This window comes from Bradyrhizobium sp. HKCCYLRH3061, from assembly GCF_051168015.1.
In the GTDB taxonomy this organism is placed as follows: domain Bacteria; phylum Pseudomonadota; class Alphaproteobacteria; order Rhizobiales; family Xanthobacteraceae; genus Bradyrhizobium.
On record NZ_JBNPUE010000017.1, the window covers coordinates 88,843 to 114,464 of the forward strand.

Consider the following 25,622-nt stretch of genomic DNA (forward strand, 5'->3'; position numbering starts at 1 on the left):
GATGCCGCCGGCTACATGCCCTTGACGATGTTCTCGGTCATCTTCTTGGCGTCGCCGAGCAGCATCATCGTGTTGTCGCGGTAGAACAGCGGATTGTCGATGCCGGCATAGCCCGACGCCAGCGAGCGCTTGATGAACATCACGGTGCCGGCCTTCCAGACCTGCAGCACCGGCATGCCGTAGATCGGCGAGGACTTGTCCTCCTCGGCCGCCGGATTGGTGACGTCGTTGGCGCCGATCACGAAGGCGACGTCGGCCTGGGCGAATTCCGAGTTGATGTCCTCGAGCTCGAACACCTCGTCATAGGGAACGTTGGCTTCGGCGAGCAGCACGTTCATGTGGCCGGGCATGCGGCCAGCGACCGGATGAATCGCGTATTTCACCTCGACGCCTTCCTTCTTCAGCGTGTCGGCCATCTCGCGCAGCGCGTGCTGCGCCTGGGCGACCGCCATGCCGTAGCCGGGCACGATGATCACCTTCGAGGCGTTCTTCATGATGAAGGCGGCATCGTCGGCCGAGCCGAGCTTGGCCGGCTTCTGCTCGCCGGTGCCACCGCCGGCCGCTGCGGTCTCACCGCCGAAGCCGCCGAGGATGACCGAGATGAAGGACCGGTTCATCGCATGGCACATGATGTAGGACAGGATCGCACCGGACGAGCCGACCAATGCGCCGGTGATGATCAGCGCCGAATTACCGAGCGTGAAGCCGATGCCCGCGGCCGCCCAGCCGGAGTAGGAGTTCAGCATCGAGATCACGACCGGCATGTCGGCGCCGCCGATCGGGATGATCATGAGCACGCCGAGCGCCAGCGCCAGCAGCGTCACCATCAGGAAGTCGAAGCCGCCGCCCGTCATCACCAGGCGGACCACGAAGAAGACCAGCGCCACGGCGAGCGCGATGTTGATGATGTGACGCGCCGGCAGGATGATCGGCGCGCCGCTCATCCGCGCGGACAGCTTGAGGAAGGCAATGACCGAGCCGGTGAAGGTCAGCGCGCCGATGGCGACGCCGAGCGACATCTCGACCAGGCTCTGCGGATGGATGTTGCCGGGCGTGCCGATGTCGAACGCTTCCGGCGCGAAGAACGCGCCGGCGGCGACCAGCACCGCGGCCATGCCGACCAGCGAGTGGAAGGCGGCGACGAGCTCGGGCATCGACGTCATCGGCACCCGGCGCGCAATCACCGCACCGATGCCGCCGCCGATCGCAACGCCGAGGATCACGAGGATCCAGGCGATCGCATCCGCCGGTGGATGCCCAGCCAGCGTGGTGGCGACCGCAATCGCCATGCCGGCCATGCCGAAGAAGTTGCCTTGCCGGCTGGAGGCCGGGCTCGACAGCCCGCGAAGAGACAGGATGAACAGCACACCTGCCACGAGATAAAGGAGTGCCGACAGATTGGCGTTCATTGCAGATGCCCCGTTGTGCCTGTCATCCCGCGTCGTGCGGCGTTGTTACTTGGACTTCTTCTTGTACATCGCCAGCATGCGCTGGGTGACGAGGAAGCCGCCGAAGATGTTCACGCAGGCGAAGATCAGCGCGATGAAGCCGAACGCTCGCGCCAGACCACTGCCGCTCGACAGCATGGGAACGCCGACCGCCAGCAGCGCGCCGACAACGATCACCGAGGAGATCGCATTGGTCACCGACATCAGCGGCGTGTGCAGGGCCGGCGTCACCGACCACACCACGAAGTAGCCGACGAACACCGCCAGCACGAAGATCGACAGCCGGAAGACGAAGGGGTCGACGGCTTGGACGACATGTTCCATGGCTCTGCTCCTTAGGCCTTCGGCTGGAAGTTCGGGTGGACGATGGCGCCATCCTTTGTCAAAGCCGTGGCCTTGACCAGCTCGTCGTCCCAGTTCACCGCCAGTGTCTTTTCCTTCTTGTCGATCATCGTCTCGATGAAGGAGAACAGGTTGCGGGCGTAGAGGCCGGAGGCGGACGCTGCGACCCGGCCGGCGAGATTGGGGTAGCCGATGATCTTGACGCCGTCGATCTCGACGGTCTCGCCGAGCTTGACGCCCTCGACATTGCCGCCACGCTCGACCGCAAGGTCGACCAGGACCGAGCCAGGGCGCATCGACTTCACCATCTCCATGGTGACGAGGCGCGGCGCCGGACGGCCGGGAATCAGCGCAGTGGTGATGATGACGTCCTGCTTCTTGATGTGTTCCGCCGTCAGCGCCGCCTGCTTGGCCTGGTACTCCTTGGACATCTCCTTGGCATAGCCACCGGCCGTCTGCGCGTTCTTGAACTCCTCGTCCTCGACCGCCAGGAATTTGGCGCCGAGGCTCTCCACCTGCTCCTTGGTGGCGGGGCGCACGTCGGTGGCGGAGACCATGGCGCCGAGCCGGCGCGCGGTTGCGATGGCCTGCAGACCGGCGACGCCGACGCCCATCACGAAGACCTTGGTCGCCGGCACGGTGCCGGCCGCGGTCATCATCATCGGGAAGGCGCGACCGAACGCCTCGGCGCCCTCGATCACGGCGCGGTAGCCGGCGAGGTTCGCCTGGCTCGACAGCACGTCCATCACCTGGGCGCGGGTGATGCGCGGCATCAGTTCCATCGCGAACGAGGCAATGCCGGCATCGGCCATCGCCTTGAGCGCGGCATCGTTGCCGTAGGGATCCATGATCGCGAACACCAAGGCGCCGCGCCGATAGTTGGCGAGCTCGGAGGCTTCCGGCCGCTTCACCTTGATGATGATGTCGGCGTCCTTCAGCGCGTCGGTGCTGACGGTTGCGCCTGCCGCCGTGAATTCCGAATCCGGCAGGCCGGACTTGATGCCGGCGCCGGGCTCGACCGCGATCTCGGCACCCAACGCCTTGAACTTCTTCACCGTGTCGGGAGAGGCGGCGACCCGCGGCTCCAACGGGTCGATTTCCTTGGCGACGGCAATCTTCATGAGGCCTCCGGCGCGAATGCGCGCGCGAGCTTAAAAGGGCGGGACGTCCATGGCTTCAGCATGACGGCGGATCGGCCCGGCCAGTCAGCTGAAGGCCCGCCGGCGGAGATGCCGGCGGGCCCATAGCGACATTAAGCGAGGAAAATAGCCATCAAGATGACGATGAGAGCGACGCTGATCGTGCCGTACTTCACCAGCTTGATGAAGCCCTCATAGGTGGCCTCATGCGCCACGTAGTCGTTGCCGTCAGCCGTCGAGTAGGCGATCTCGCCATGGTTTGCCATCGGGGTCCCCCAAAGAAAAATTGCTTTGTTAAGGTCGCATACCTCAAAGCCGATGCAAGGGCAACGGCTGGCATGCAAGGCGAATTTATCGGTTTTTCCGATCGGGCTATTGGCCAGGCCAATTGTCACGGATCCAGCGCGTCAGGCTGGCCTCGCTAACCTCGCCGGCGGCGAGGGCGAGGATCATGGCAGTTGCCTGCGCTGGGTCGGGCGCGAACGCGATTTCGTTTCTGCGCAGAAACGTCATCATCGCCATGAACGCGATGCGCTTGTTGCCGTCGACGAAGGCGTGGTTCTTGGCGAGCCCGAATGCGTAGGCCGCGGCAAGCTCCGGCAGCGTCGCCTGCCCATAGCTCCATTTGTTGACCGGACGCTCCAACGCCGACCGCAGCATTCCTTGTTCGCGCAGTCCTGGCGCGCCGCCGAAGCGGCGCAACTGACGGGCGTGAATCGCGATCGCCTGCTCGTAGGTGATCCAAAGCGGCTCTTGCTGGTCGCTCATTTGGCGAGCGCGGCAAGGGTGTCGCGGTACTCGTCCATAATGTCGTCGGCGATCTCCATCGTCCGCTCGAAATCCGGATCGTAGGGGAGCGCCTGGAATCCGCCCCCGGGCAGTTCCACGATATGCAATTGCTGGCCGCGCTTGAGATCGAGCCGCTGCATCAACTCGCGCGGCAGCAACAGGCCATCGGAATTGCCGATCTTCTTGATCTCGATCTTCATGGTGAGGTCCGGTAGCGAGAAAGGGGCGTGTTATACAGACGTATAACGCGCCCCTTTCTGCCGTTCAACAAATGTTTAACAGCCCTACCCCATCGCCTCCAGCTCGTCGATCATGCCGGCGATGACCGACAGGCCGCCGTCCCAGAACCTGGGGTCCTTGGCGTCCAGTCCGAATGGGGCGAGCAGCTCCGAATAGTGCTTCGTTCCGCCGGCGGACAGCATCGCCAGATAGCGCTCGGCGAAGCCGTCGGCGGCGTGCTCATAGACGGCATAGAGCGAGTTCACGAGGCAGTCGCCGAACGCATAGGCGTAGACGTAGAACGGCGAATGGATGAAGTGCGGGATATACATCCAGAAGTTCTCGTAGCCCGGCTTGATCTCGATCGCCTCGCCGAGGCTCTCGGTCTGCACCGAGAGCCAGATCTGGCCGAGCCGCTCCGCGGTCAGTTCGCCATTCTTGCGCTCGGTATGAACCGCGCGCTCGAACGAATAGAACGCGATCTGCCGCACCACCGTGTTGATCATGTCCTCGACCTTGCCGGCGAGCAGCGCCTGGCGCTGCTTGGCATCCTTGGTCTCCGACAATAGCCGCTTGAAGGTCAGCATCTCGCCGAACACGCTCGCGGTCTCGGCGAGCGTCAGCGGCGTCGGCGCCATCAGCGCGCCGTTCCTGGCCGCCAGCACCTGGTGCACGCCATGGCCGAGCTCATGCGCGAGCGTCATCACGTCGCGCGGCTTGCCCTGGTAGTTCATCAGCACATAGGGATGCGCCGAGGGCGTGGTCGGATGCGAGAACGCGCCCGGCGCCTTGCCCGGGCGCACCGGCGCATCGATCCAGCTGTGATCGAAGAAGCGCTGGGCGATGTCGGCCATCTCCGGCGAGAAGCCGCGATAGGCCGTCAGCACCATGCTCTTCGCCTCCGGCCACGCGATGGTGGCATTGGCGGCGAACGGCAGCGGCGCGTTGCGGTCCCAATGCGCGAGCTTCTTCTTTTTGAACCAGCGCGCCTTGAGCTGGTAGTAGCGATGCGACAGTTTTGGATAGGCCGCGCGCACCGAGGCCACGAGCGCATCGACCACCTCGCGCTCGACGCGATTGTTCAGATGGCGCGAATCCGCCACATCCTGGAAACCGCGCCAGCGGTCGGAGATGTCCTTGTCCTTGGCGAGCGTGTTGGTGATCAGCGCGAAGGTTCGCTCATTGGCCTTGAAGGTCTTGGCCAGCGCCTCGGCGGCGGCCTTGCGCTTGGCGCCGTCACGGTCCTGCAGGAAGTTCAAGGTCGGCTCGATCGCGAGCTCCTTGGCCCCGACCTGAAACCGCAGACCAGCGATGGTCTGGTCGAACAGCCGGTTCCAGGCCGAATAGCCGGTCTGCGACTTCTCGTGGAATAGCTGCTCGACGCGATCCTCGAGCTGATACGGCTTGTCCTTGCGCAGGTCCTCGATCCACGGCCGGTAGTGACCGAGCGCGGGCGTCTCCATCGCGCGCGAGATCACGGCGTCGTCGATGCGGTTGAGCTCGAGCGGAAAGAACAGCAGATGCGTCGACGCGGCCGTCAGCCGCTCCGAGATGTCGCCGTAGAATTTGGAGATCGCCGGATCGACGCTGTCGCCGGCATGCGCGAGACCCGCGAACGAGCCGAGCCGTCCGGCAAGATCGTCAATCGCCTCGTAGCGCCGCACGGCTTCTGCGAGCCATTCGCCGCCATCCTCGCGCGCCACATGCTCGGCGAGCTTGCCCTTGTAGTCGGTCTCAAACGCGACGCATTCGGCATCCATCTTCGCGAGATCGTGAGCGATCTCAGGCGCGTCGATGCCCATATAGAGATCGCCGAGATTCCATTCGGGCAGCGTTCCGATTCCGGTCTTGGCCGCGACCACCTTCTTCGCCGGCTTTGCAGATGATTTGGCCGTCGCGCCACGCTTGGCCTTGGCGGCCGCCGGCTTCGACGGCGTCTTGACGACGGACGTCTTGGCCGGTTTGGCCTTGGCAGTCTTTGACGCGGTTTTGGGCGGAGGAGCAGCTTTGGTCGGCTTGCGAAGGGCAGAAGAGGCGCGCGAGGTCATCGGATGGGTAACCTGTTGTTCGAACGTTTATCCCGATCAGCGAGGTTTAAGGTTGCGTTAATCGGCGTCGGCGAGAGTGCCCCGATTCGAGACAGATAGTCGTAGCGTGCAAGGAAAGCCATGGCTGCCAGCATTTTGATTGCCGATGATGATCCGGTCCAGCGCCGGCTGGTGGAGAACATGGTGCAGAAATGCGGCTACGAGGCGGTCGTCGTCGAGACCGGCGACGCCGTCATCGAGAAGCTGACCAATCCTGACGCCGGCCCCATCGACGCCATCGTGCTCGACCTCGTGATGCCCGGCCTCGACGGCATGGGCGTGCTCTCGAAGATGCGCGAGATCGGGATTTCGATACCTGTCATCGTGCAGACCGCGCATGGCGGCATCGACAACGTCGTCTCCGCGATGCGCGCCGGCGCGCAGGATTTCGTCGTCAAGCCGGTCGGCATCGAGCGGCTCCAGGTCTCCTTGCGCAATGCGCTCAATACCTCGGCCCTGAAGGGCGAATTGCAGCGCATCCGGCACAGCCGCGAAGGCCGCCTGACCTTCGCCGACATCATCACCCGCGCTGAGGCGATGGCGCCGATCCTCCGCATCGCGGAGAAGGCCGCGGCCTCGTCGATTCCCGTGCTGATCGAAGGCGAATCGGGGGTCGGCAAGGAGCTGTTCGCCCGCGCCATCCACGGCACCAGCGAGCGCAAGACGAAGCCGTTCGTCGCCGTCAATTGCGGCGCGATTCCGGACAATCTGGTGGAATCGATCCTGTTCGGTCACGAGAAGGGCGCATTCACCGGCGCGACCGAGCGTCACATGGGCAAGTTCGTCGAAGCCCATGGCGGTACGCTGTTCCTCGACGAGGTCTCGGAGCTGCCGCTCACCGCCCAGGTCAAGCTGCTGCGCGCCCTGCAGGAGAGCGCCGTCGAGGCCGTCGGCGGCCGCAAGCCGGTCAAGGTCGACGTGCGCATCATCTCGGCGACCAATCGCCGCCTGCTCGACCGCGTCAAGGAAGGACATTTTCGCGAGGATCTGTTCTACCGGCTGCATGTGCTGCCGCTGACCATCCCGCCGCTGCGCACCCGCCGCGAGGACATCCCGCATCTGTTGCGGCATTTCCTCGCGCGGTTTGCGGCCGAGGAGAACCGCGCCATTTCGGGCATCACCGGCGAGGCCGTCGCCTATCTGACCAAGCTCGACTGGCCCGGTAACATCCGCCAGTTGGAAAACGCGGTCTACCGCGCCGTCGTCATGGGCGAGAGCGACCAGCTCGGCGTGGCCGATTTTCCGCTGATTCCCACCCACGCGCCGCCGGTCGAGCCTGCGCCGGCCCTCACCGTGGAGCGGCCTGTTCCTCCCCTGCCTGCGATGGTACCGGGTAGTGAAGTACCCATTGCCCCTCTGCCCTCGCATGGGTTCCTGCCGCTGCTCACCGCGAGCGGCGAGGTGCGGCCGCTCGAGGAGATGGAGCATGAGATCATCCGCTTCGCCATCGCCCATTACCGCGGCCAGATGTCGGAGGTGGCGCGCCGCCTCAAAATCGGACGCTCGACGCTCTACCGCAAGCTCGACGAAGCCAATGGCGAGACGCCCGCAACGGAAAGCCCGCCGCTCGGCTGAGCCGCGCGGATGCTCACCATGGTCGCGCTCGGCTGTCGTCCGAAAAAGGCCGCAAGTCTTGGCAACAATGGAACATCTGAACCGTTGCCTTGCGGTGACAGACAAAGGAAATAACGCGTGGCACAAACGCACGATCGGTTTGGCCGGGGTTTCCCAAGAGTCAGTTTGTCGTGAGTTGTCCCGTGTGGCGCTGGCCGCAGAAGTGGGGCTTGAGTATCGTTTGGGCGTGAATCATTGCGTGCAGACGTGAGCCATCCTCACCGGCGGTACCTACGCCGAAGCTGGCGGATCGACCTTGTTACACCTGTTCCAGCCGGGACAGATCATCCGAGGGATTGACGATGCGAGATTGTGTGACCACCCGTGGCGGATATGACCGCGTGCTCATGGCTGTCGCGGCGACCTTCCTCGCGGTGTCCTCGACCTCTGCTTTCGCCCAGAGCGATCCCCCCCGCAACAGCGCGGCCGAGCTGGCCATCGATGCGGCGATCCCGTTCCCCGAGCCGGCCAACGTGCCGCCGCCGACCGCCAGTGACTTCAAACTCGACACCACCAAATCCGACACCACCGCAACCGTGTCGCCCGAGCAGGTCAAGGCGCCCGAGACCACGGTCAAGCCGGTCGACTCTGCGGCGGCGCCTGCGACCGATCCCACCAAGACCGTCGCCACGCCGCCCGCAGCGGCTCCTGCCACCGCGACAGCCCCAGAGCCGGTCAAGGCCGCCAGCACCGTTCCCGCCGCCGACCAGCCCGTTGCCGACCGTCTGCGCGACCTGATGGCGACCAAGGCGACGAAGTATTTCGACCGCAAGGCCGAGCGCGCCGCCGTCGAGAAGTTCTACACCGGCCGCGACTATGCGCCGGTCTGGACCCAGGGCGGCAACCTGACCGCCGCCGCGAAGGGCGTCATCGCCCGTCTCAAGGATGCAGCAGCCGATGGCCTCAATCCCGGCGACTATCCGGTGCCGGACTTCGCGGCCGCAGCCTCCGCACCGGACGCACTGGCGGAAGCCGATCTCAGACTCACCGAGAGCATGATGGACTACGCGCGCCAGGCGCAGAGCGGCCGCATGCACTGGTCGCAGGTCTCGGCGGACATCCAGTATCCCGAGCATCCGGTCGACCCCAACGAGGTGCTGGCCAACGTCACCGGCGCCAAGGACGCCTCGGCGGCGCTCGAGAGCTACAACCCTCCGCACAAGCTCTACAAGCTCTTGAAGGCCAAGCTCGCCGAGCTGCGCGGCGTCACCGACGGCGCGCCCGTGATCATCGACGAAGGCCAGCCGCTGAAATACGCGCCTGCCCGCGGCAAGAATGCGCCGGAGGCCGAGGCGCAGATGTCCGACCCGCGCGTGCCAAAGCTGCGCGCCAAGCTCGGTCTCACCGAGAATGCCGACGACATCCGCTACGACGCCAAGGTCGCCGCCGCCGTCCGCAAGTTCCAGGAGAGCGTCGACCTCAAGCCGACCGGAGTGCTCGACGACCGCACGGTGAAGGCGCTGAACACGCCCAAGCGCGACAAGCAGATCGATACGGTCCTCGTCAACATGGAGCGCTGGCGCTGGCTGCCGCGCGACCTCGGCGCCCCCGGCATCGGCGACGCCTATGTGATCCTCAACATCCCCGACTACACGCTGAAGGTGATGCAGCACGGCGCGCAGGTGTGGAGCACCCGCGTGGTGACCGGCAAGCCCGGGCAGCATGCGACGCCGCTGCTCAGCGAGACGATGAAGTTCATCACGGTCAATCCGACCTGGAACGTGCCGCCGTCGATCATCTACAACGAGTATCTGCCGGCCCTGCAGCAGGATCCGACGGTGCTCGACCGCATGGGGCTCCGGCTGGAGCGCGCGCGCGACGGCTCGATCCACATCTCGCAGCCGCCGGGCGAGGCCAACGCGCTCGGCCGCATCCGCTTCAACTTCCCGAACAAGTTCCTGGTCTATCAGCACGACACGCCGGACAAGAACCTGTTCGCCCGTGACGAGCGCGCCTTCAGCCATGGCTGCATGCGCGTACAGTATCCGGATCAGTACGCGTCGGTCCTGCTCAACATCACCATGCCCGGCGAGCGCTACACGCCCGAGCGCATCCGCAGCATGTACGGCCGGAGCGAGATCGACCTGAAATTCCCGACGCCGATTCCGGTCAACATCACCTACCAGACCGCCTTCGTCGACGATGCCGGCAAGCTGCAATTCCGCAAGGACATCTATGGCCGCGACGCCACCATGATCGCGATCCTGAAGAACAGCCGCGGCAAGGATCTCGAGAACGTCGTCGCCCATGCCCAGCCGAGCTACGCGCGTCCGAAGGGGCCGCTGCCGAACTCGGTCAGCCTCAGCGACAACAGCTTCTCCTCCGGCCCGAACTTCTTCGAGCGGCTGTTTGGCGGCGGCGGCGCGCCGACGCCGCCGGCGCCGGTCGGCCGCCCTGCCCGGCGGGTCTTCACCCGCTGATCAGGCCGCCGATCACGGTCAAATTCCATTTTGAGATCAAAGGCCTCGCCGATCGGCGGGGCCTTTGCTTTAGGTTAACCACAATGATCAACCAAGATTCGATGGCTCTTTTTCGCCACACTCAAGAGTATATGTTAAGGGTAATTGGGGGGCGGGTCGGTGAGTATCCCTTAACCATCCCGCCTTAGGTAAGCGTTTCCTCTCTCTTCCGCCGGACGGGCCGCAAGAGGGTATTCGAGTAAACGCTCGTCGACGGGGTGGGCTGCATCTTGCTGTCTGTTTTCGCGCGCCAATCTGTTTCGCTCACGAGAGCGGGCTGGAAGGCTGGATGCCAATACGGACTGGCGGCACTGCTCCTGGTGCTGGGCGCCGGCTCGGTGCACGACGCCGCTGCACTGAACGAGACCAAGACGCTCTCCTTCCACCATACCCATTCCGGCGAAGATCTCACGGTCACCTTCAAGCGCGAAGGCCGCTATGACGAAGACGCGCTGAAGAAGCTCAACCATTTCCTGCGCGACTGGCGCACCCAGGACGAGACGGTCATGGACCGCCGCCTGTTCGACATCCTCTGGGAAGTCTATCGCGACGTCGACGCCAAGCAGCCGATCCAGATCATCTCGTCGTACCGGTCGCCCGCCACCAATTCGATGCTGCGCCGGCGCTCGGCGCATTCCGGGGTGGCCCGCCACAGCCAGCACATGCTGGGCCATGCGATGGACTTCTACATCCCTGGCGTGCCGCTGGAGCAGATTCGCTTCGCCGGCCTGCGCCTGCAGCGCGGCGGCGTCGGCTTCTACCCGACCTCCGGCTCGCCCTTCGTCCATCTCGACACCGGCAACATCCGCCACTGGCCGCGCATGACCGCCGAGCAGCTCGCCCGCGTGTTCCCGGACGGCAAGACCGTTCACGTGCCGAGCAACGGCGTTCCGCTCAAGGGCTATGAGCTGGCTAAGGCCGAGATCGAGAAACGCGGCAATGGCGATGACGCGTCGTCCAGCCCCAACCTGTTTGCGCGGCTGTTCCGCGGTCGTCCGAGCGAGGATGACGAGGAGTCGGGCGAGAGCGAGAGTAAGGCCGACGCCAAGCCGGTTCAAACCGCGGCACTCGCCGCCAAGCCGGCTGACAAGAACTCCGACAAGGACAGCCGGACCGCCGAGCGATCGGTGGACAGCAAAGCCGCCACCGCGCGTGGCAAGATCGTCAACGCCCTGCAGTTGGCCTCCGCGGATGCGCAATCTGCAGCTCAGCCCGTGGCGACCAAGCCGGAGACGAAGTCCGAAACGACGGGCGCCGTCGGCAGCAGATCCAGGGACGGCGCGCCGCAGAGCGTCGCCGACATCATCAATTCGCGCGGCTTCTGGGGTGACAATCCCGGCACGCCGAAGCAGGCCACCCCCGAGCAGGTTGCCGCGATCACGGCGCGCCGTGCGCTGTCGTCGATCGATCAGCAGCAGACCGCGAGCCTGATGCAGGCCATGGCCTTCGCGCCCCCGGCCTCCTCTCCGCTCGATCGCGCCAATGCCGCCTCCACGACCGTCATCCCGGTGCGAAATGCCCGCCCGGCGACCCGCAGCGTCGCGCCGGTGCCGGAGGCCGCGAAGAATGGGCAAGGTCAGGACGGCGCCATCACGATGGCGACGCGGATCTCGGCGGCCAAGGGTCCCGATTCGACCTGGATGCGGGCCATCATGCTGACGCCGAGCGCTTCATCCTCGATGTCCGTGACGAAAATGGGCGACGTGGACCTCACCGTGATGCGCAGCTATTTCGTCAAGCCGCAGGTCGCGCTGGCGATGAGCTTCGCCGCCGAGCCGACGCCGGGACTGAGCTACGACCAGTTCACGGGGCCGGCGATCATCAAGCTCGAAACCAAATCCTTCGCCATGCGCGCGGCAGCCTTGCGCTGACGCCGCGGCGGCCTGCTAGTCGTTCTCCTCAGCATCGACGGGTTTGGAGTGCGGCGTCGATCGCCGCAACATGCGCATGCCGCCGGCAAGCCGAGCCGGATCGGGAGAAAGCGAATGCCCCGTCAAGGGCAGCGGAGATCTCCTGCAGGTGAGCGAGGCCTGCTGCTCAGATCATTCCGAGCGCCTGCATATAGGTCTCGAGGATGCTTTCCTCTTCCTGGCGCTCGTTCGGGTCCTGCTTGCGCAGCCGGATGATCGTGCGCAGCGCCTTGACGTCGAAGCCATTGCCCTTGCTCTCGGCGTAGACGTCCTTGATGTCTTCGGAGATCGCCTTCTTCTCCTCCTCGAGACGCTCGATCCGCTCGATGATCGACTTGAGCTGGTCTACGGCAAAGCGGGTCGCGGGCGAGTCGTCGTCCTTCGCGGCGGCGGAGGTGGCCATCTGATACTCCTGAGTGGAACTCTGTGTCCAAGGAAGGCGCCAAAGGGCGCTACGTGTTCGCCGCGACCCTCAAATCTGGCGTGCCCTGCGTCAAGGCGGCATCGACCTCATCCACAGAGCGCCCACACCTTGTTGGCCTGCGCAGCGTCAAGCCTGCGCAAGCAGCTCGCGCCACTTGTGTTTCGTCGCCATCCCGCGCAGCACCCGATTCGCACATTGCCGCGCCGGACAGCGCGGCTCCTGCGCGTCTGATCAGTGGCCCGGATGCGACTTCTTGAAGGCTTCGCGCTGCTCGGCGCTGGCCTCACGCTGGTGTTTCGCCTTCCATTCCTCGTAGGGCATGCCATAGACCGCCTCGCGGCTCTCGTCCCTGGTCATTGGCGCTCCCTGGGCGTCGGCGGCGTCCTTCAGCCAGTTGGAGAGACAGTTGCGGCAGAAGCCTGCCAGATTCATCAGATCGATGTTCTGAACGTCGGTTCTCGTCCGCAGATGCTCGACGAGCCGGCGAAAGGCGGCGGCTTCGAGCTCGGTCCGGGTGGTGCTGTCCATCGTCATCTCTTTGTTCCCTGTTCCGCGCCGTGACGGATGTCTGCTATATAATGAGGCTTCGTCGCGGATTTGGCCATATCGCAGCACCGTCAGGAGGAGCGAGGCGCTCGATCGCAGCGGCTTCGCACGAGATCGTCATGGCGTTGACAGCTGCAGCCAAGCCCAGCGACATCGTTCAACGGTTGATATAGCGTCGCGCAATGATCCCGAAAATCTCCTCTCTCCTGCATCGCAATCCCTTCCGCCCCGGTTACGGACTGCTTTCGCTGCTTGGGCTGGCCGCGCTCTGTCTGTGGTCCTCCCCTGCGGCCGCCGATTTTCGGCTCTGCAACAACACCTCAAGCCGGGTCGGGATCGCCCTCGGCTACAAGGACTCCGAAGGCTGGACCACCGAAGGCTGGTGGAACGTGTCGTCACGCAGCTGCGAGACGCTGCTCAAGGGCACGCTGGTGGCGCGCTATTATTACATCTATGCGCTGGACTATGACCGCGGCGGCGAATGGTCGGGACAGGCCTTCATGTGCTCGCGTGACAAGGAATTCACGATCAAGGGCACCGACAATTGCCTGGCCCGCGGCTTCGACCGCACCGGCTTCTTCGAAGTCGACACCGGCGACCAGCGCGCCTGGACGGTACAGCTCACCGAGGCCAACGAGCAGCCGGCGCAGCAGCGCGTGCCTGGAATTCCCGGCACGCTTGGACCCGGAGGCAACGTCCCCGGTCTGCCGAATGGGCCGCAGGGCACGCCGCCGGCGGCCGCGCCGGCCCTGCCGCCAGGACAAGCACCCAAGCCATGAGGCGGCTGCGACGCATCAAGATCCTCGCCACGCTCGGTCCCGCCTCCTCGGACAGCGCGATGATTCGCAAGCTGTTCGAGGCCGGGGCGGACATTTTCCGGATCAACATGAGCCACACCCCGCACGACAAGCTGCGGGAGCTGGTGGCCACGATCCGCAGCGTCGAGGCGAGCTACGGCCGCCCGATCGGCATTCTGGTCGATCTCCAGGGCCCGAAGCTCAGGCTCGGCACCTTCGCCGAGGGCCCGGTTCAGCTCAACAATGGCCAGAGCTTCGTGCTCGATTCGGACAAGACGCCGGGCGATGTGACGCGGGTCCACCTGCCGCATCCGGAAATCCTGGCCGCCCTGCAGCCCGGGCATGCGCTGCTGCTGGATGACGGCAAGGTGCGGCTGATCGCCGAGGAGACCTCGCCGACCCGCGCCGTCACCCGGGTCGTGATCGGCGGCAGGATGTCCGACCGCAAGGGCGTGAGCCTGCCGGACACCGACCTGCCGGTCTCGGCGATGACGCCGAAGGACCGCGCCGACCTCGATGCCGCCTTGAACATCGGCATCGACTGGATCGCGCTGTCCTTCGTGCAGCGCGCCGACGACGTGCTGGAAGCCAAGAAGATCATCCGCGGCCGCGCGGCGGTGATGTCCAAGATCGAGAAGCCGCAGGCGATCGACCGGCTCAACGACATTGTCGACGTCTCCGATGCCTTGATGGTGGCGCGCGGCGATCTCGGCGTCGAGCTGCCGCTGGAGCGTGTGCCCGGACTGCAGAAGCAGATGACGCGGCTGGCGCGCCGCGCCGGCAAGCCGGTGGTGGTGGCGACGCAGATGCTGGAATCGATGATCCAGTCGCCGGTGCCGACCCGCGCCGAGGTCTCCGACGTCGCCACCGCGGTCTATGAAGGCGCCGACGCCATCATGTTGTCGGCCGAGTCGGCCGCCGGCAAATATCCGGTCGAGGCAGTGTCGACCATGAACCGCATCGGCGAGGAGGTCGAGCGCGACGTGGTCTACCGCTCCGTGATCGCGGCCCAGCGCCCCGAGCCCGAATCGACCGCGGGCGACGCCATCGCCGAAGCCGCGCGGCAGATTGCGGAGAATCTCGATCTGCCCACCATCATCTGCTGGACCTCGTCAGGTTCCACCGCCATCCGCGTCGCGCGCGAGCGGCCGAAGCCGCCGGTGGTCGCGATCACGCCCAACCTGGCGACCGGGCGCCGCTTGTCGGTCGTGTGGGGCGTGCACTGCGTGGTGGCCGAGGACGCGCGCGACCAGGACGACATGGTCGAGCGCGCCGGCTCGATCGCCTTCCGCGACGGCTTCGTCCGCGCCGGGCAGCGCGTCATCATCGTCGCCGGCGTGCCGCTCGGCACACCCGGCACCACGAACATGGTGCGGATCGCCTATGTCGGGCCGTCGAGCGACGCCCATATCTGAGACGAACGCTAACGCGTCGTCGACCCCAGTCCGGCGGTGGACGGCGCCTTGGCCCGCGCGATCACCGGACAAGCCTCGATCGCAATGCCGGCGGCGCCGGGGATGCGCTCGCAGCCGCGCGACGCATCGATCTCAAGGTTGTAGTCCGCGAGCGCCGCGAGCCGCGGCGGGTTGTCCTCCGGGCTGTTGGAGAAATACAGCGCCCAGACGCCGCCCGGCAACGGATCGGCCAGGCCGTTGCGAACGCGGCGATTGAGCACGCCGCCGGCCACGATCGGCACGACGAGCTCCGACAACTGATAGACGCGCGAGCCCTGGGGCAGGAACGACGTGACGTAGCCGAGCGGCTTCTGCAGCAGCAGGAACGTCGCCGGACGTTGCAAGCTGGCCGCGAGCTGCGGCCGGTAGGGATCCGACCACGGCCGCCGCATCCAGTCGGTCGGCTGCGATGCCAGCGCGATGCCGAGCGCGGCCATCACCGCGACGGCCTGCGTCATCCGCCGCGGCGGTGACACGTCCAAGCCAGAGCCCGCCTGCCAGGACTCAATCAGGCGGATGAGCAGCAGGACGATCAGCGGCGCCGACAACAGCTCGAGCGGCATCAGATAGCGCTGGATCGAGAAGGCCAGCATCCACAGGACGTAGCTGAGCCAGAAGAAGATCAGGAGCCGCCGCTCGCGCAGCGGCACCTCGCGCCGCTGCCACAGGCCGGTGACGATCAGCGCGACGAGCAGCACGATGACGACGGCGAAGCGCGGATCGCGAAACGGCCATTCCGACGAGGGATGCTTGCCGATCACCCAGTAGAACGGATAGGCGAGCGCATCGAGCAGGCCATGCGGCATGAAGCGCGTATCGACGATCGAGGCGAGCGGCGCTTCGGGCGACCGGAAGATCGTGTTGTAGAACGGAAACAGCGGGCTGCCGTAGTCGCGCGTCATCTTCAGCGCCCACGGCCCCGCAGTCACGATCACGCCGGCCGCACTGCCCGCTCCGAACGCGGCGATCGCGCGCCACGGCCGCGCCACCAACAGCAGTGACACGCCGGCTCCGACCAGAAACGTCGCATTGGTGAGCTTCAATCCCGTGGCCGCGCCGATCAGCAGGCCAGCGGCGACGAAACGGCGGCCGCGCTCATCGTGCTCCCCGAAGATCAGCGCGATGCCGGCAAGGATCGGAAGGGTCGTGAGAATGTCGGCGAAGCTGGTACCGACCTCGGACAGCGCCATCGGACTGAGGGCCGCGATGAGGATCGCCGCGCTGAGCGTGAACGCGTCCGCCAGGCGCCCGAGCAACACGCGCGCGACCCAGTAGACCAGCGCGAGATTGAGGCCGTGCAGCGCGCCCAGCGCGACGCCCCACCACGGCGCATCGAGCCCGTGGCGGACGGCATAGGGCAACACATAGATCAGCGGATTGAGGAAGCTCTGAAAGCCGCCGGGCGCCACATCGACATCGAAGCGGCCATGCAGCAGCGCGAAGCCGGCATAGTCGTGATAGTTCTGCCAGTCCCAGTTGATGTCCTCGCCGGCCAGATACGCATAGACGGCGCCGGCGGCGGCCGATCCGGCGATGACGAGGCGCGTCGCCAGAGGGTTGCGTGCAATCGACATCGTCCGAGGAGGCACCTGGAGTGGGGGCAAGGCGGTGCTCTCGCGGCACGCCAGCCTCACCATCGCCGCGCCGGGTGAATCCTTGCTTAAGCGCGGACTACGCGCCGACCAGGCTCCTGACCGGCAGCACGGCCTGCACGACGAGACCGCGCGCACGCGCATCCATGACGCCGACCGCGCGCAGCGCCAGCAGGGTGACCGCCTGAACGGTGTCGCGCAGTTTGGCGGGGTCGTCGGGATTCTCCGTCGCCAGCGGCCCCACCAGCGCCTCATGCAGCGCGCCGAGCAGCGCGGTCGCGGCCAACTGGGTGTCCTGCGCCGGAAGGTGGCCGGCACGGACGGCCGCGTCGATCCGCGAGGCGATCTCGCCGACGATCTCGCGGCGGCTCGCGATCCGTGACGCCGTCACGTCGACGTCGACGGGCTCGGCCAGGATGCCCCAGGCGAGCTTGCGCTGCGACAGGACGTGCACTGCGACCGTGGATACCGCGGCAGCCAGGGCCGAGGATGGACCGGGCGCGGCGTCGGCGGCGCGCCGGACGGCGGCGAGCTCGTCACGCGAGACTTCCGCGATCAGCTCCGAGATCAGATCGGCCTTCGAGGGAAAGTAGCGATAGACGGTGCCGGCTGCGACATTGGCCCGGACCGCCACCGGAGCGATCTGGACGGCCGACATGCCGCCTTCGGCGGCGGTCTCACGGGCGGCAGCCAAAATCGCGCTGCGGCGGGCCGCCAGCCGCTTCACGACCTGATGGGTTCGCCGATAGACCATGGCGTTTCTCGTCCCGGACGCGCTCGTCCAGGGCACCCGGCGAACGCTGGTTCAGTGTTTTTGGAGGATCGACCTCACAAAAGGTAGTAAGAACTGAACACCTGTTCACGAAGGAAGACAAGGGAAATCATGACCCTACCCGGCCCCGATCAGCGAGTCAGGCGCTCGCGAGCGCCATGTCGGCGGGCGCCGGCTGCCGACGCCACCACGAGCCGGCGCGCGCCAGCACCAGGCCGGCCATGATCAGGTTGGCGGCGAGCCCGAGCGGAATCCCGGACAGCATGAACGTGATCTGAAGCGCCGCGATGCCGCCGAGCGCGGGCAGCTCGTAGCGGCGAAAGCCCTCGGCGAGGCCGATCCGCACCAGCCAGGCCACGGCGACGGCCTGAACCATCATGTCGTACATGAACAGATACGGCGTCGTCAGCAGCAGCCCGACGGCAAGCGCCGCCGCCTTCAGCGCGTAACGTACCGGGCTGCGCCACAGCGTCACCAGCACGACTGCGACGGTTGCGGTCAGGACCCATTGGAAGGTCCAGCCGAGCGCTTCCGAGCCGCCGAAATAGCGGACCAGCGAAAACAGGCTCTGCAGCTTCCACCAGGTCGCCTTGCCCTCGGTCAGGAACGCCTGCGAGAACATCGGCAGCCAATGGAAGAAGGCCTGCCAGCTCTCCAGTCCGAAGGCGAGCAATGACAGCAGCGCCAGCACAACGGCGGTGACGCTCGCCGACATGAACGCGGCCCAGCGCTGGGTGGCGATCAGCACGATCGGGAAGAGCAGGCCATATTGCGGCTTGTAGGTCAGCAGCCCGAGACAGATTCCCGCCAACACCGGCCGCACCGGCAGCAGATAGAGTGTGCCGCCGACGAGCGCGGCGGTGAGGCATCCGTTCTGCCCGACCAGCGCGTTCGAGAACAGGGCCGGAAAGCCGGCGGCGAGCAGCAGGCCGAAACCGCGGCCGACGATCGCGCGCATCGCGAGCGCATAGGGAACGAAGCTGGCATAGACCCAGCCGACGAAGGCGAGCGTGTAGGGAAACTGCGCCAGGAACGCGGCGACGAACAGGAATGGCGGCGGATAGTGCCAGGCGAAGTAGCCCGGGAAATCCTGCCGCAGCAGATCGAGCTCGACCTGGCGCTGCACGTCCCAGTCCCAGGCCAGCGCCGGATGTCCCTGCAGCGCGAGCTTGCCGGCCGCCCAGACATTGACGAAGTCGGTGGGAATCCCGAGACCCGCCTGGTCCCAGATCCAGGTGCCCGACCACAGTCCGGCCGGGAAGAACGAGGCGTTGATGCAGGCGAGCGCAAAGCAGACTGCGAACAAGCCGAGCGGAACGTCACGGCGCTGCGATGGGATCGCGGCAGCATCAGGATTGTCAGCCATCTGGACCTCGCCCCGCGCCTGCATGGGCGCCTCCTCATCGAGACATAGGCGGGGACGCTTGAAGAAGGCTTAAGCGTGGGCGCGGGCGACGGCGCGCGGCTGCCGGCGCCGCACCGATTGTTTACTCGCGATCTGTATCGCAGGGGTCCGAACGCAACCGACGGCGGCAGGCCGGGGAGATTCCATGTTCGTTTATCGCGCTCTCATCGCGGTGCTCGTCTGCGCCATCTGGCCGACCGCAAGCCGTGCCCAGGACAAGGCTCCCGTCCGCGTCTCCTCCGACGTCAGCTATGAATATCTGGCCCGCTGGGACGTCGCCCGGCTGAACACCATCCTCGCCGTCGACACGCCGAAATTCGCGGGCGTTTCGGTGACCTACACCCCGGCCCGCAACGCCGTCAGGCTCTATCGCGTCACCTATGCGTCCGTCATCCCCGAGCGCGGCAACAAGCCGATCACGGCGAGCGGCCTGCTCGCGGTGCCCGAGACCGGCGAGACCAGCCTGCCGATGGTGTCCTATCAGCACGGGACGGTGTACGGGAAGCAGGAGGTGCCGTCGTTTCCGGAGCAGTCGCCCGAGACCCAGCTGATGATCGCGCAGTTCGCAGGACAAGGTTATCTGCTGATCGGCGCCGACTATTTCGGAATGGGCATCTCGACCGAGCCAGAAGGCTACATGGTGAAGGCCAGCCATCAGCAGGCCACTTACGACATGCTGCGGGCAAGCCGCGCCGTGCTCGAACAGATGAAGTTGACGAGCGCCAGGCTCGACATCGCCGGCTGGTCGCAAGGCGGCTTCGTGACCATGGCCTTTCTCGAGAAGCTCGAAAGCGCCGGCGTGCCGGTGACGGCGGCGGCGACCGCGAGCGCTCCTGTCGACGTGTCCGTGGCGCTCAACGGCTTCCTCAGCTTCCCGCGCAAGAACGACGCCGCTTGGGTCAATTCGCTGTTCATCCTGTCGGCGTTCGCGTTCGAGAACTACTATGCGGTGCCGGGGCTGGCGCGCTCGGTGATCAGCGACAGCTACTACGATGTCGCGCGCAAGGCCTATGAGCGCGAGCCCTTCAACGTCGCCGACGTCCCGACCGATCTGCACAAGCTGCTCAAGCCCGACTATTTCGATGCGGAGTATTTCGCGGCGTCGGCCTACGGCCGCCTGGTCGCGCAGACGCAGGCCTATCGCTGGATCATCAAGACGCCGGTGCGCAACTATTACGGCGAGACCGACGAGGCGATCTCGACCGGTCTGGGTCGGCTGGCGATGACCTACCAGCAGGCGATCGGGGCCGGCAACAGCAAGGTCGAGGCGGTGTCGACGGGACCGACCAGCCATCGCGGCACGTTCGCGACCGCCGTCCCGCAGTGGAAGGCCTGGTTCGACAAGCCGTAAGGCGCGCGGCGCCGCTGGATGCGGTCCGCGGCACTCCGTCAACCACCGACTTGGCAAGAGCTAACACGCTCATCACCCGCGGTTCGGACCACCGCCGGCACAGATCTCCAAACAAACAAAAGGCCCGGCTGCGAGCCGGGCCTTCGTTTCTCTTAGTCTTCCGGATCAGACAGGCTGACCGCCGGAAGCCTGTCGCGGCTATCAGCTCACGCCTGGGGCTGCGGCTCCAGGCCGGGATCGGGTCGCGGCCGCGGCTTGCCGGCCGGCGGCACGGCCGACGCGCGCGGCGTCGACGGCTCGATCGCCGATTCACGGTTCGGCTTCTTGCCCTTGAGCAGGTCGAGAATCTCCTCGCCGGTCAGCGTCTCGTATTCCAGCAGGGCCTGGGCGATCGCTTCCCAATCGTCGCGCTTCTCGGTGATGATGCGGCGCGCCTCCTGCTCGCCGGCCTCGATCAGGCCGCGAATTTCCGAGTCGATCAGGCGGGCGGTATCGTCGGAGATGTTGGTCGAGCGCGCCACAGAATGGCCCAGGAACACCTCCTGCTCATTGCTCTGGTAGCGGACGCGGCCGAGCTTGTCGGACATGCCCCATTCCATCACCATCGCTCGCGCGAGGTTGGTGGCCTGCTGGATGTCGCCGGTGGCGCCGTTGGTCACCTTCTCCGGCCCGAACTTCTGCACCTCGGCCTCGCGGCCACCGAACATCATCGCGAGCTTGGAGACGCACCATTCGCGGGTATGCGAGTGACGGTCGGCCTCGGGCAGCGACTGCACCATGCCGAGCGCACGGCCGCGCGGAATGATGGTCGCCTTGTGGATCGGGTCGTGGCTCGGGACGTTGAGGCCGACGATCGCATGGCCCGCCTCGTGATAGGCGGTCAGCATCTTCTCTTCCTCGGTCATGACCATCGAGCGGCGCTCGGCGCCCATCAGCACCTTGTCCTTGGCTTCCTCGAACTCGGACTGCGTGACCATCCGCTTGTTGCGGCGGGCGGCGGTCAGGGCGGCCTCGTTGACGAGGTTCATCAGGTCGGCGCCGGAGAAGCCGGGCGTGCCGCGGGCGATGGTCTTGAGGTTGACGTCCGGCGCCAGCGGCACCTTGCGGACATGAACCTTCAGGATCTGCTCGCGGCCGATGATGTCGGGGTTCGAGACCACGACCTGGCGGTCGAAGCGGCCGGGACGCATCAGCGCCGGATCGAGCACGTCGGGACGGTTGGTGGCGGCGATCAGGATCACGCCCTCATTGGCCTCGAAGCCGTCCATCTCGACCAGCAGCTGGTTGAGGGTCTGCTCGCGCTCGTCATTGCCGCCGCCGAGGCCGGCGCCACGATGGCGGCCGACGGCGTCGATCTCGTCGATGAAGATGATGCAGGGCGCGTTCTTCTTCGCCTGCTCGAACATGTCGCGGACGCGGCTGGCGCCGACGCCGACGAACATCTCGACGAAGTCAGAACCCGAAATGGTGAAGAACGGCACGTTGGCTTCGCCGGCCACGGCGCGCGCGATCAGCGTCTTGCCGGTGCCCGGAGGGCCGACCAGCAGCACGCCGCGCGGGATGCGGCCGCCGAGCCGCTGGAATTTGCCGGGATCGCGCAGGAATTCGACGATCTCCTGCAGGTCCTGCTTGGCCTCGTCGACGCCGGCGACGTCCTCGAACGTCACCCGGCCATGCGCCTCGGTCAGCATCTTCGCGCGCGACTTGCCGAAGCCCATCGCCTTGCCGGCGCCGCCCTGCATCTGCCTGGAGAGGAAGATCCAGACGCCGATCAGCGCGATGAAGGGCAGCCAGGAGACCAGCAGCGACACGAACCACGGCACGTTGTCGCCGGGCGGCTTGGCCTGGATGTTGACCTTGGCGTCGTACAGCCGCTTCACGAGGTTCGGATCGCTCGGCGCGTAGGTCTGGAACGACGAGCCGTTCTTGAAGGTGCCGTGAATCTCCGGCCCCTGGATCACGACGTCGCGCACATTGCCCTGATCGACCTCGGTCAACAACTGCGAGAAGTTGATGTCGGTCGACGACGCGCGTTGCCCCGGGTTCTGGAAGAGTGTGAACAGCGCCAACAGCAACAGGACAATAATGACCCAAAGGGCGAAATTGCGCAGATTGGCGTTCATCGATTTTCCTTCGTGGTCGCGCGGATCGCGGCCGTTAGTCCTCGGACTCATCCCTGGGTAGCCACGAGGGAATCCCCCGGTCGACCGTCTCGTAATCTAGGTACCACTCACGGCAATGCCAAGGGAACTAGAAAGGACTATTTATCGCATCCTAGCCCGATTCCCGCTCAAAAAATGGCGCGGGAAAGCGTCGCCAAGGCAGGTGGTTAAGCGTCCGCGAAGGCGGTGAACCGCTTCAAATCCCGCGCGACCGCCGCGGCGGCGCGGGCGTGATGCGGATCGTCTCTCTCGTCATGCTTACCAGTGCACCAGCCAGGGTCTGTTTTAGCCTGCCCGGAGCAGACGTACCACCATCTGCGATCCCCGCAAGAGTCCGGTCCAGCCTCGCCAGCAGCGACTCTGCCTTGCCGAGTTCCACGGGACCTTCGGTTCCAATGCGATTGATCGCGCGGATCAGCAGCCTCAGCCTGATTTCGGCTGGAAGTGCGACAAAGGCGCGCGCCTCGAAGGTCTCGCCGTGAACCCCGCCGACCGGCCTGCTTCCGGCCGCGCGCAGTGCGAGATAGCGTTCGGCGCCATCCACCATCAATTCGATCGCGGCGTTGGCCCGTCCGAGCCGGTCGGCCAGCGTCGCCAGCGTCCGGGCATCGCCGCCCTCCGCGGCCAGGGCCGGCATCAGGGCGCGCAGCCGCGGCCGGGTGAAGGCGGGATCTTGATTGGTCGGGTCATCTGCGAACGGGATTCCGGCCGAGCGCAGCGTCGCTACCAGCCGGACTTTGGCAACGTTCAGCAGGGGCCGCGCCAGCAACACCCCTTCACGCTCGCTGAGCGGTGCCATCGCCGCGAGCCCCGCAATGCCGCTGCCGCGCAACAGCCGCATCAGCACCGTCTCAGCCTGGTCGTCACGGGTGTGGGCGGTGACGACGTGTCCGGCACGCGCCTGCCGCGCCGCGCGCGCCAGCAGGCGGTATCTTGCCAGCCGCGCCGCTTCGGGAATCCCGGTGTCCGGCTTCGCGTCGGTCCAGCGCAAGGTCCGGTGCGGAATTGCGAGCCGGCGCGCGATCTCCTTCACCACGCGGGCTTCACGGGCGGAGTCGCGCCGCAGCGCATGGTCGACCGTCACGGCCACAAGGTGCGGTCCCTGTGCGAGCCCCGCACGCCACCGCGCCGCGAGCCACATCAGAGCCATCGAATCGGGACCGCCCGATACGGCGAGCACCAGTGCGGGCGCGGCCGAAAGCGGCGCGAACAGGCGCTCGGCTTCGGCGGCGGAGATCGCAAGATCGGCTTCGGAACGGGCCTTCGACATGGCGCCGCAGCCTATCCGCCCAGCCGGTTATAGGCGAGAGGCCTCCCCTCGCCCGCAGGCGCTCAGCACTTCACCCGCTTCTGCTCGCGATCGACGGTCGCCTTCACGCCCGCCGAGGCGCGCGGATATTTGCGCGTCACTTCGCCGAACGCGGCGCAGGCCGCCTCCTTCTCCTTCAGCGCGGCCAGCGACTGGCCGAGCCGGAGCAGCGCATCCGCCGCCTTGCCCGACTTCTCGTATTTCGTCGTCACGGCGAGGAAGACCTCGGCCGCATCGCGATATTGCTGACGCTGGTAGAAGCTCTCGCCGAGCCAGTATTGCGCGTCGCCGACCATCGGATCGTTCGGATATTTCTGGGTAAAGTTGCGCATCGTCTGCTCGGCCAGCGCGTAGTCGCGGCGCTGCATGTAGCCGATGCCGAGGTCGTATTCGTCGCGCGGCGTCTGCCGCGGCGGCGCGGTCTCCAGTCCGCCCGCCCCCGGCGCGGCGGCCGGCGGCGGGCCCTGGGGATAGCGCCCGCCCGCGGTGTTGGCGAGAGCCGCGGGATCGCCGACGGGACGGCCAGCGGGCTGGCCGCCACCCGGCTGGATCGGCAACTGGCCGCCGCCGAGCGCCTGCGGGGCGCCTGGAGCGGTCGGATTCTGGCTCGGGTCGAACGCATCGCCGCGGCGGCCCCGACCGGGGGCCGCGGGCTCCTGGACGATTTGCACCGGCGCACCGACGGCGGGCGGCTGCGCGTAGACCGGCTGCTGCTGCGGATAGGCCTGTTGCGGCTGGCCGTACGGCTGCTGGCCATAGGGCTGCTGGCCGTTGGCCGCCTGAGGAGGCTGGCCGTAAGCGGGATTGGCCGGCGCGGGAGCAGCCGCGTTGGTCTGCGCCGCGGGCGCACCGCCGGGTGCAGCGCTCTGCAACTGCCGCAGCCGCTCCTCGAGCTGGCGATTGCGATATTGCAGCTCCTCGTTCTGACCGGTCAGTTGCCGGAGCTGATTTTCGAGCCGCTGAATCCGGATCTCGGGATCATCGTCATCGGTCTGGGCGAGCGCCCGCGACGAAACTGCCTGGCACGAGAAAATGACGAGCGCGGCGAGGATCGCGGCGGCGCTCCGTGGAAGAAACATGAATGACATGCTGCCCTGACGACCGGATCGGCGAGACATTGAAAACAGGCCTGTGAGCGAGGCTGTAAAGCAGAAATGCGATAGATACAAATGACGTTCAAGCGAAGACAAGACCAAGTCCGGACGAGACCCGCCGACCAGAAACGACGAAGCCGGCGTCGATGGGCGACGCCGGCTTCATCAGCAACGGATTCGTTCAGCTTTATGAACTGGCGTTCAGGACCGTCACCGCACGGCGGTTCTGCGACCAGCACGAGATGTCGTTACAGACCGCCACCGGCCGCTCCTTGCCGTAGGAGATCGTGCGCATGCGGCCCTGGTCGATGCCGCGCGACGCCAGGAAGTTGCGGACCGACTGCGCGCGCCGCGCGCCCAGCGCGATGTTGTACTCGCGGGTGCCGCGCTCGTCGGCATGGCCCTCGATCGTGAAGGAGTAGCGCGGATAGCTCTGCAGCCACTGAGCCTGCTTCTCCAGGGTCGCGATCGCCTGCGGCGTGAGATCGGTCTGATCGCTCTCGAAGAAGACGCGATCGCCGACATTCACGACGAAGTCCTGCTGGCTGCCTGGAGTCGCAGCGCTGGCCATCGCCCCGTCGGCCCCGGTGAGATTCTTGTTGGCGCAGGCGCCCATCGACAGCGCCACGGCCAGCACGGCGGCCAACTTCAATCCCTGGAGGATACGCATCTGATATTTCATTCCCGGAGCCTCCACGCTCACGTTCTT

Annotated in this window: 22 protein-coding genes; 6 read left to right on the top strand and 16 right to left on the bottom strand. The window is 66.2% G+C overall.

Annotation, left to right across the window (positions count from 1 at the left end):
* Window positions 1–11: 11 nt before the first annotated feature.
* The 7 genes from ACQR2C_RS24960 to ACQR2C_RS24990 form a co-directional block, all read right to left on the bottom strand.
* Complete coding sequence (locus ACQR2C_RS24960) at window positions 12–1,409, bottom strand: NAD(P)(+) transhydrogenase (Re/Si-specific) subunit beta (protein WP_315736336.1); 1,398 nt, start codon at window positions 1,407–1,409, stop codon at window positions 12–14.
* A gap of 45 nt (window positions 1,410–1,454) precedes the next feature.
* The gene (locus ACQR2C_RS24965) at window positions 1,455–1,772 is read right to left on the bottom strand and encodes a proton-translocating transhydrogenase family protein (RefSeq protein ID WP_284420324.1); all 318 of its coding nucleotides are present in this window, start codon (window positions 1,770–1,772) and stop codon (window positions 1,455–1,457) included.
* Between the two features lie 11 nt (window positions 1,773–1,783).
* Window positions 1,784–2,911 (bottom strand): Re/Si-specific NAD(P)(+) transhydrogenase subunit alpha, encoded by a 1,128-nt coding sequence (locus tag ACQR2C_RS24970; protein WP_434882334.1) that lies wholly within the window; start codon window positions 2,909–2,911, stop codon window positions 1,784–1,786.
* A 131-nt stretch (window positions 2,912–3,042) separates the two neighbouring features.
* The gene (locus tag ACQR2C_RS24975) at window positions 3,043–3,195 is read right to left on the bottom strand and encodes an aa3-type cytochrome c oxidase subunit IV (protein ID WP_315736334.1); all 153 of its coding nucleotides are present in this window, start codon (window positions 3,193–3,195) and stop codon (window positions 3,043–3,045) included.
* A 106-nt stretch (window positions 3,196–3,301) separates the two neighbouring features.
* Entirely contained in the window at window positions 3,302–3,697 is a 396-nt protein-coding gene (locus ACQR2C_RS24980; protein WP_434882335.1) for a type II toxin-antitoxin system death-on-curing family toxin, read from the bottom strand.
* Window positions 3,694–3,918, bottom strand: a complete 225-nt coding sequence (locus ACQR2C_RS24985) for an AbrB/MazE/SpoVT family DNA-binding domain-containing protein (protein WP_315802603.1) — start codon at window positions 3,916–3,918, stop codon at window positions 3,694–3,696. Before ACQR2C_RS24985 ends, ACQR2C_RS24980 begins: the two co-directional genes overlap by 4 nt.
* Before the next feature lie 84 nt (window positions 3,919–4,002).
* On the bottom strand, window positions 4,003–5,985 hold the full coding sequence (locus ACQR2C_RS24990) for a M3 family oligoendopeptidase (protein ID WP_434882336.1): 1,983 nt from the start codon (window positions 5,983–5,985) through the stop codon (window positions 4,003–4,005).
* A gap of 120 nt (window positions 5,986–6,105) precedes the next feature.
* Between ACQR2C_RS24990 and ACQR2C_RS24995 the strand changes: the two genes are divergently transcribed.
* The 3 genes from ACQR2C_RS24995 to ACQR2C_RS25005 all read left to right on the top strand — a co-directional run bounded on the left by ACQR2C_RS24995 (window position 6,106) and on the right by ACQR2C_RS25005 (window position 11,968).
* Window positions 6,106–7,599: a sigma-54-dependent transcriptional regulator gene (locus ACQR2C_RS24995; protein WP_434882337.1), complete on the top strand. Its 1,494-nt coding sequence runs from the start codon at window positions 6,106–6,108 to the stop codon at window positions 7,597–7,599.
* Between the two features lie 386 nt (window positions 7,600–7,985).
* Window positions 7,986–10,058, top strand: a complete 2,073-nt coding sequence (locus ACQR2C_RS25000; protein ID WP_434882372.1) for a L,D-transpeptidase family protein — start codon at window positions 7,986–7,988, stop codon at window positions 10,056–10,058.
* Between the two features lie 269 nt (window positions 10,059–10,327).
* Window positions 10,328–11,968, top strand: a complete 1,641-nt coding sequence (locus tag ACQR2C_RS25005; protein WP_316236986.1) for a DUF882 domain-containing protein — start codon at window positions 10,328–10,330, stop codon at window positions 11,966–11,968.
* A gap of 166 nt (window positions 11,969–12,134) precedes the next feature.
* Here the strand turns inward: ACQR2C_RS25005 and ACQR2C_RS25010 are convergent, their stop codons facing one another.
* Complete coding sequence (locus ACQR2C_RS25010; protein WP_008961835.1) at window positions 12,135–12,410, bottom strand: DUF2312 domain-containing protein; 276 nt, start codon at window positions 12,408–12,410, stop codon at window positions 12,135–12,137.
* 252 nt (window positions 12,411–12,662) lie between these two features.
* Window positions 12,663–12,959, bottom strand: coding sequence for a DUF1244 domain-containing protein (locus ACQR2C_RS25015; protein WP_316179843.1), 297 nt, complete (start codon window positions 12,957–12,959; stop codon window positions 12,663–12,665).
* Window positions 12,960–13,159: 200 nt separating this feature from the next.
* Between ACQR2C_RS25015 and ACQR2C_RS25020 the strand changes: the two genes are divergently transcribed.
* A complete protein-coding gene (locus ACQR2C_RS25020; RefSeq protein WP_315802598.1) occupies window positions 13,160–13,756 on the top strand; it encodes a DUF1036 domain-containing protein in 597 nt (198 codons plus the stop codon).
* Window positions 13,753–15,189, top strand: a complete 1,437-nt coding sequence (gene pyk / locus ACQR2C_RS25025) for a pyruvate kinase (protein ID WP_434882338.1) — start codon at window positions 13,753–13,755, stop codon at window positions 15,187–15,189. The genes ACQR2C_RS25020 and pyk overlap by 4 nt, the downstream gene beginning before the upstream one ends.
* An 8-nt stretch (window positions 15,190–15,197) precedes the next feature.
* Here pyk and ACQR2C_RS25030 read toward each other — a convergent pair whose 3' ends face one another.
* The 3 genes from ACQR2C_RS25030 to ACQR2C_RS25040 form a co-directional block, all read right to left on the bottom strand.
* Window positions 15,198–16,802 carry a glycosyltransferase family 87 protein gene (locus ACQR2C_RS25030; RefSeq protein ID WP_434882339.1) on the bottom strand — a complete coding sequence of 535 codons (1,605 nt, stop codon included), beginning with the start codon at window positions 16,800–16,802 and terminating at the stop codon, window positions 15,198–15,200.
* A gap of 97 nt (window positions 16,803–16,899) precedes the next feature.
* Window positions 16,900–17,574, bottom strand: a complete 675-nt coding sequence (locus ACQR2C_RS25035; RefSeq protein WP_315802595.1) for a TetR/AcrR family transcriptional regulator — start codon at window positions 17,572–17,574, stop codon at window positions 16,900–16,902.
* 157 nt (window positions 17,575–17,731) lie between these two features.
* Entirely contained in the window at window positions 17,732–18,958 is a 1,227-nt protein-coding gene (locus tag ACQR2C_RS25040) for a glycosyltransferase family 87 protein (protein WP_434882340.1), read from the bottom strand.
* Between the two features lie 184 nt (window positions 18,959–19,142).
* On the opposite strand from ACQR2C_RS25040, the gene ACQR2C_RS25045 reads away from it, so the two are divergent.
* Window positions 19,143–20,348, top strand: a complete 1,206-nt coding sequence (locus ACQR2C_RS25045) for an alpha/beta hydrolase family protein (protein ID WP_434882341.1) — start codon at window positions 19,143–19,145, stop codon at window positions 20,346–20,348.
* A 206-nt stretch (window positions 20,349–20,554) separates the two neighbouring features.
* Here the strand turns inward: ACQR2C_RS25045 and ftsH are convergent, their stop codons facing one another.
* The 4 genes from ftsH to pal all read right to left on the bottom strand — a co-directional run bounded on the left by ftsH (window position 20,555) and on the right by pal (window position 25,595).
* Window positions 20,555–22,471: an ATP-dependent zinc metalloprotease FtsH gene (gene ftsH / locus ACQR2C_RS25050; RefSeq protein WP_315802592.1), complete on the bottom strand. Its 1,917-nt coding sequence runs from the start codon at window positions 22,469–22,471 to the stop codon at window positions 20,555–20,557.
* 235 nt (window positions 22,472–22,706) lie between these two features.
* The gene (gene tilS / locus ACQR2C_RS25055) at window positions 22,707–23,780 is read right to left on the bottom strand and encodes a tRNA lysidine(34) synthetase TilS (RefSeq protein ID WP_434882342.1); all 1,074 of its coding nucleotides are present in this window, start codon (window positions 23,778–23,780) and stop codon (window positions 22,707–22,709) included.
* A 62-nt stretch (window positions 23,781–23,842) separates the two neighbouring features.
* Window positions 23,843–24,898 carry a tol-pal system protein YbgF gene (gene ybgF, locus ACQR2C_RS25060; RefSeq protein WP_434882343.1) on the bottom strand — a complete coding sequence of 352 codons (1,056 nt, stop codon included), beginning with the start codon at window positions 24,896–24,898 and terminating at the stop codon, window positions 23,843–23,845.
* A 202-nt stretch (window positions 24,899–25,100) separates the two neighbouring features.
* Window positions 25,101–25,595: a peptidoglycan-associated lipoprotein Pal gene (gene pal, locus ACQR2C_RS25065; protein ID WP_172133860.1), complete on the bottom strand. Its 495-nt coding sequence runs from the start codon at window positions 25,593–25,595 to the stop codon at window positions 25,101–25,103.
* Window positions 25,596–25,622: the final 27 nt, after the last annotated feature.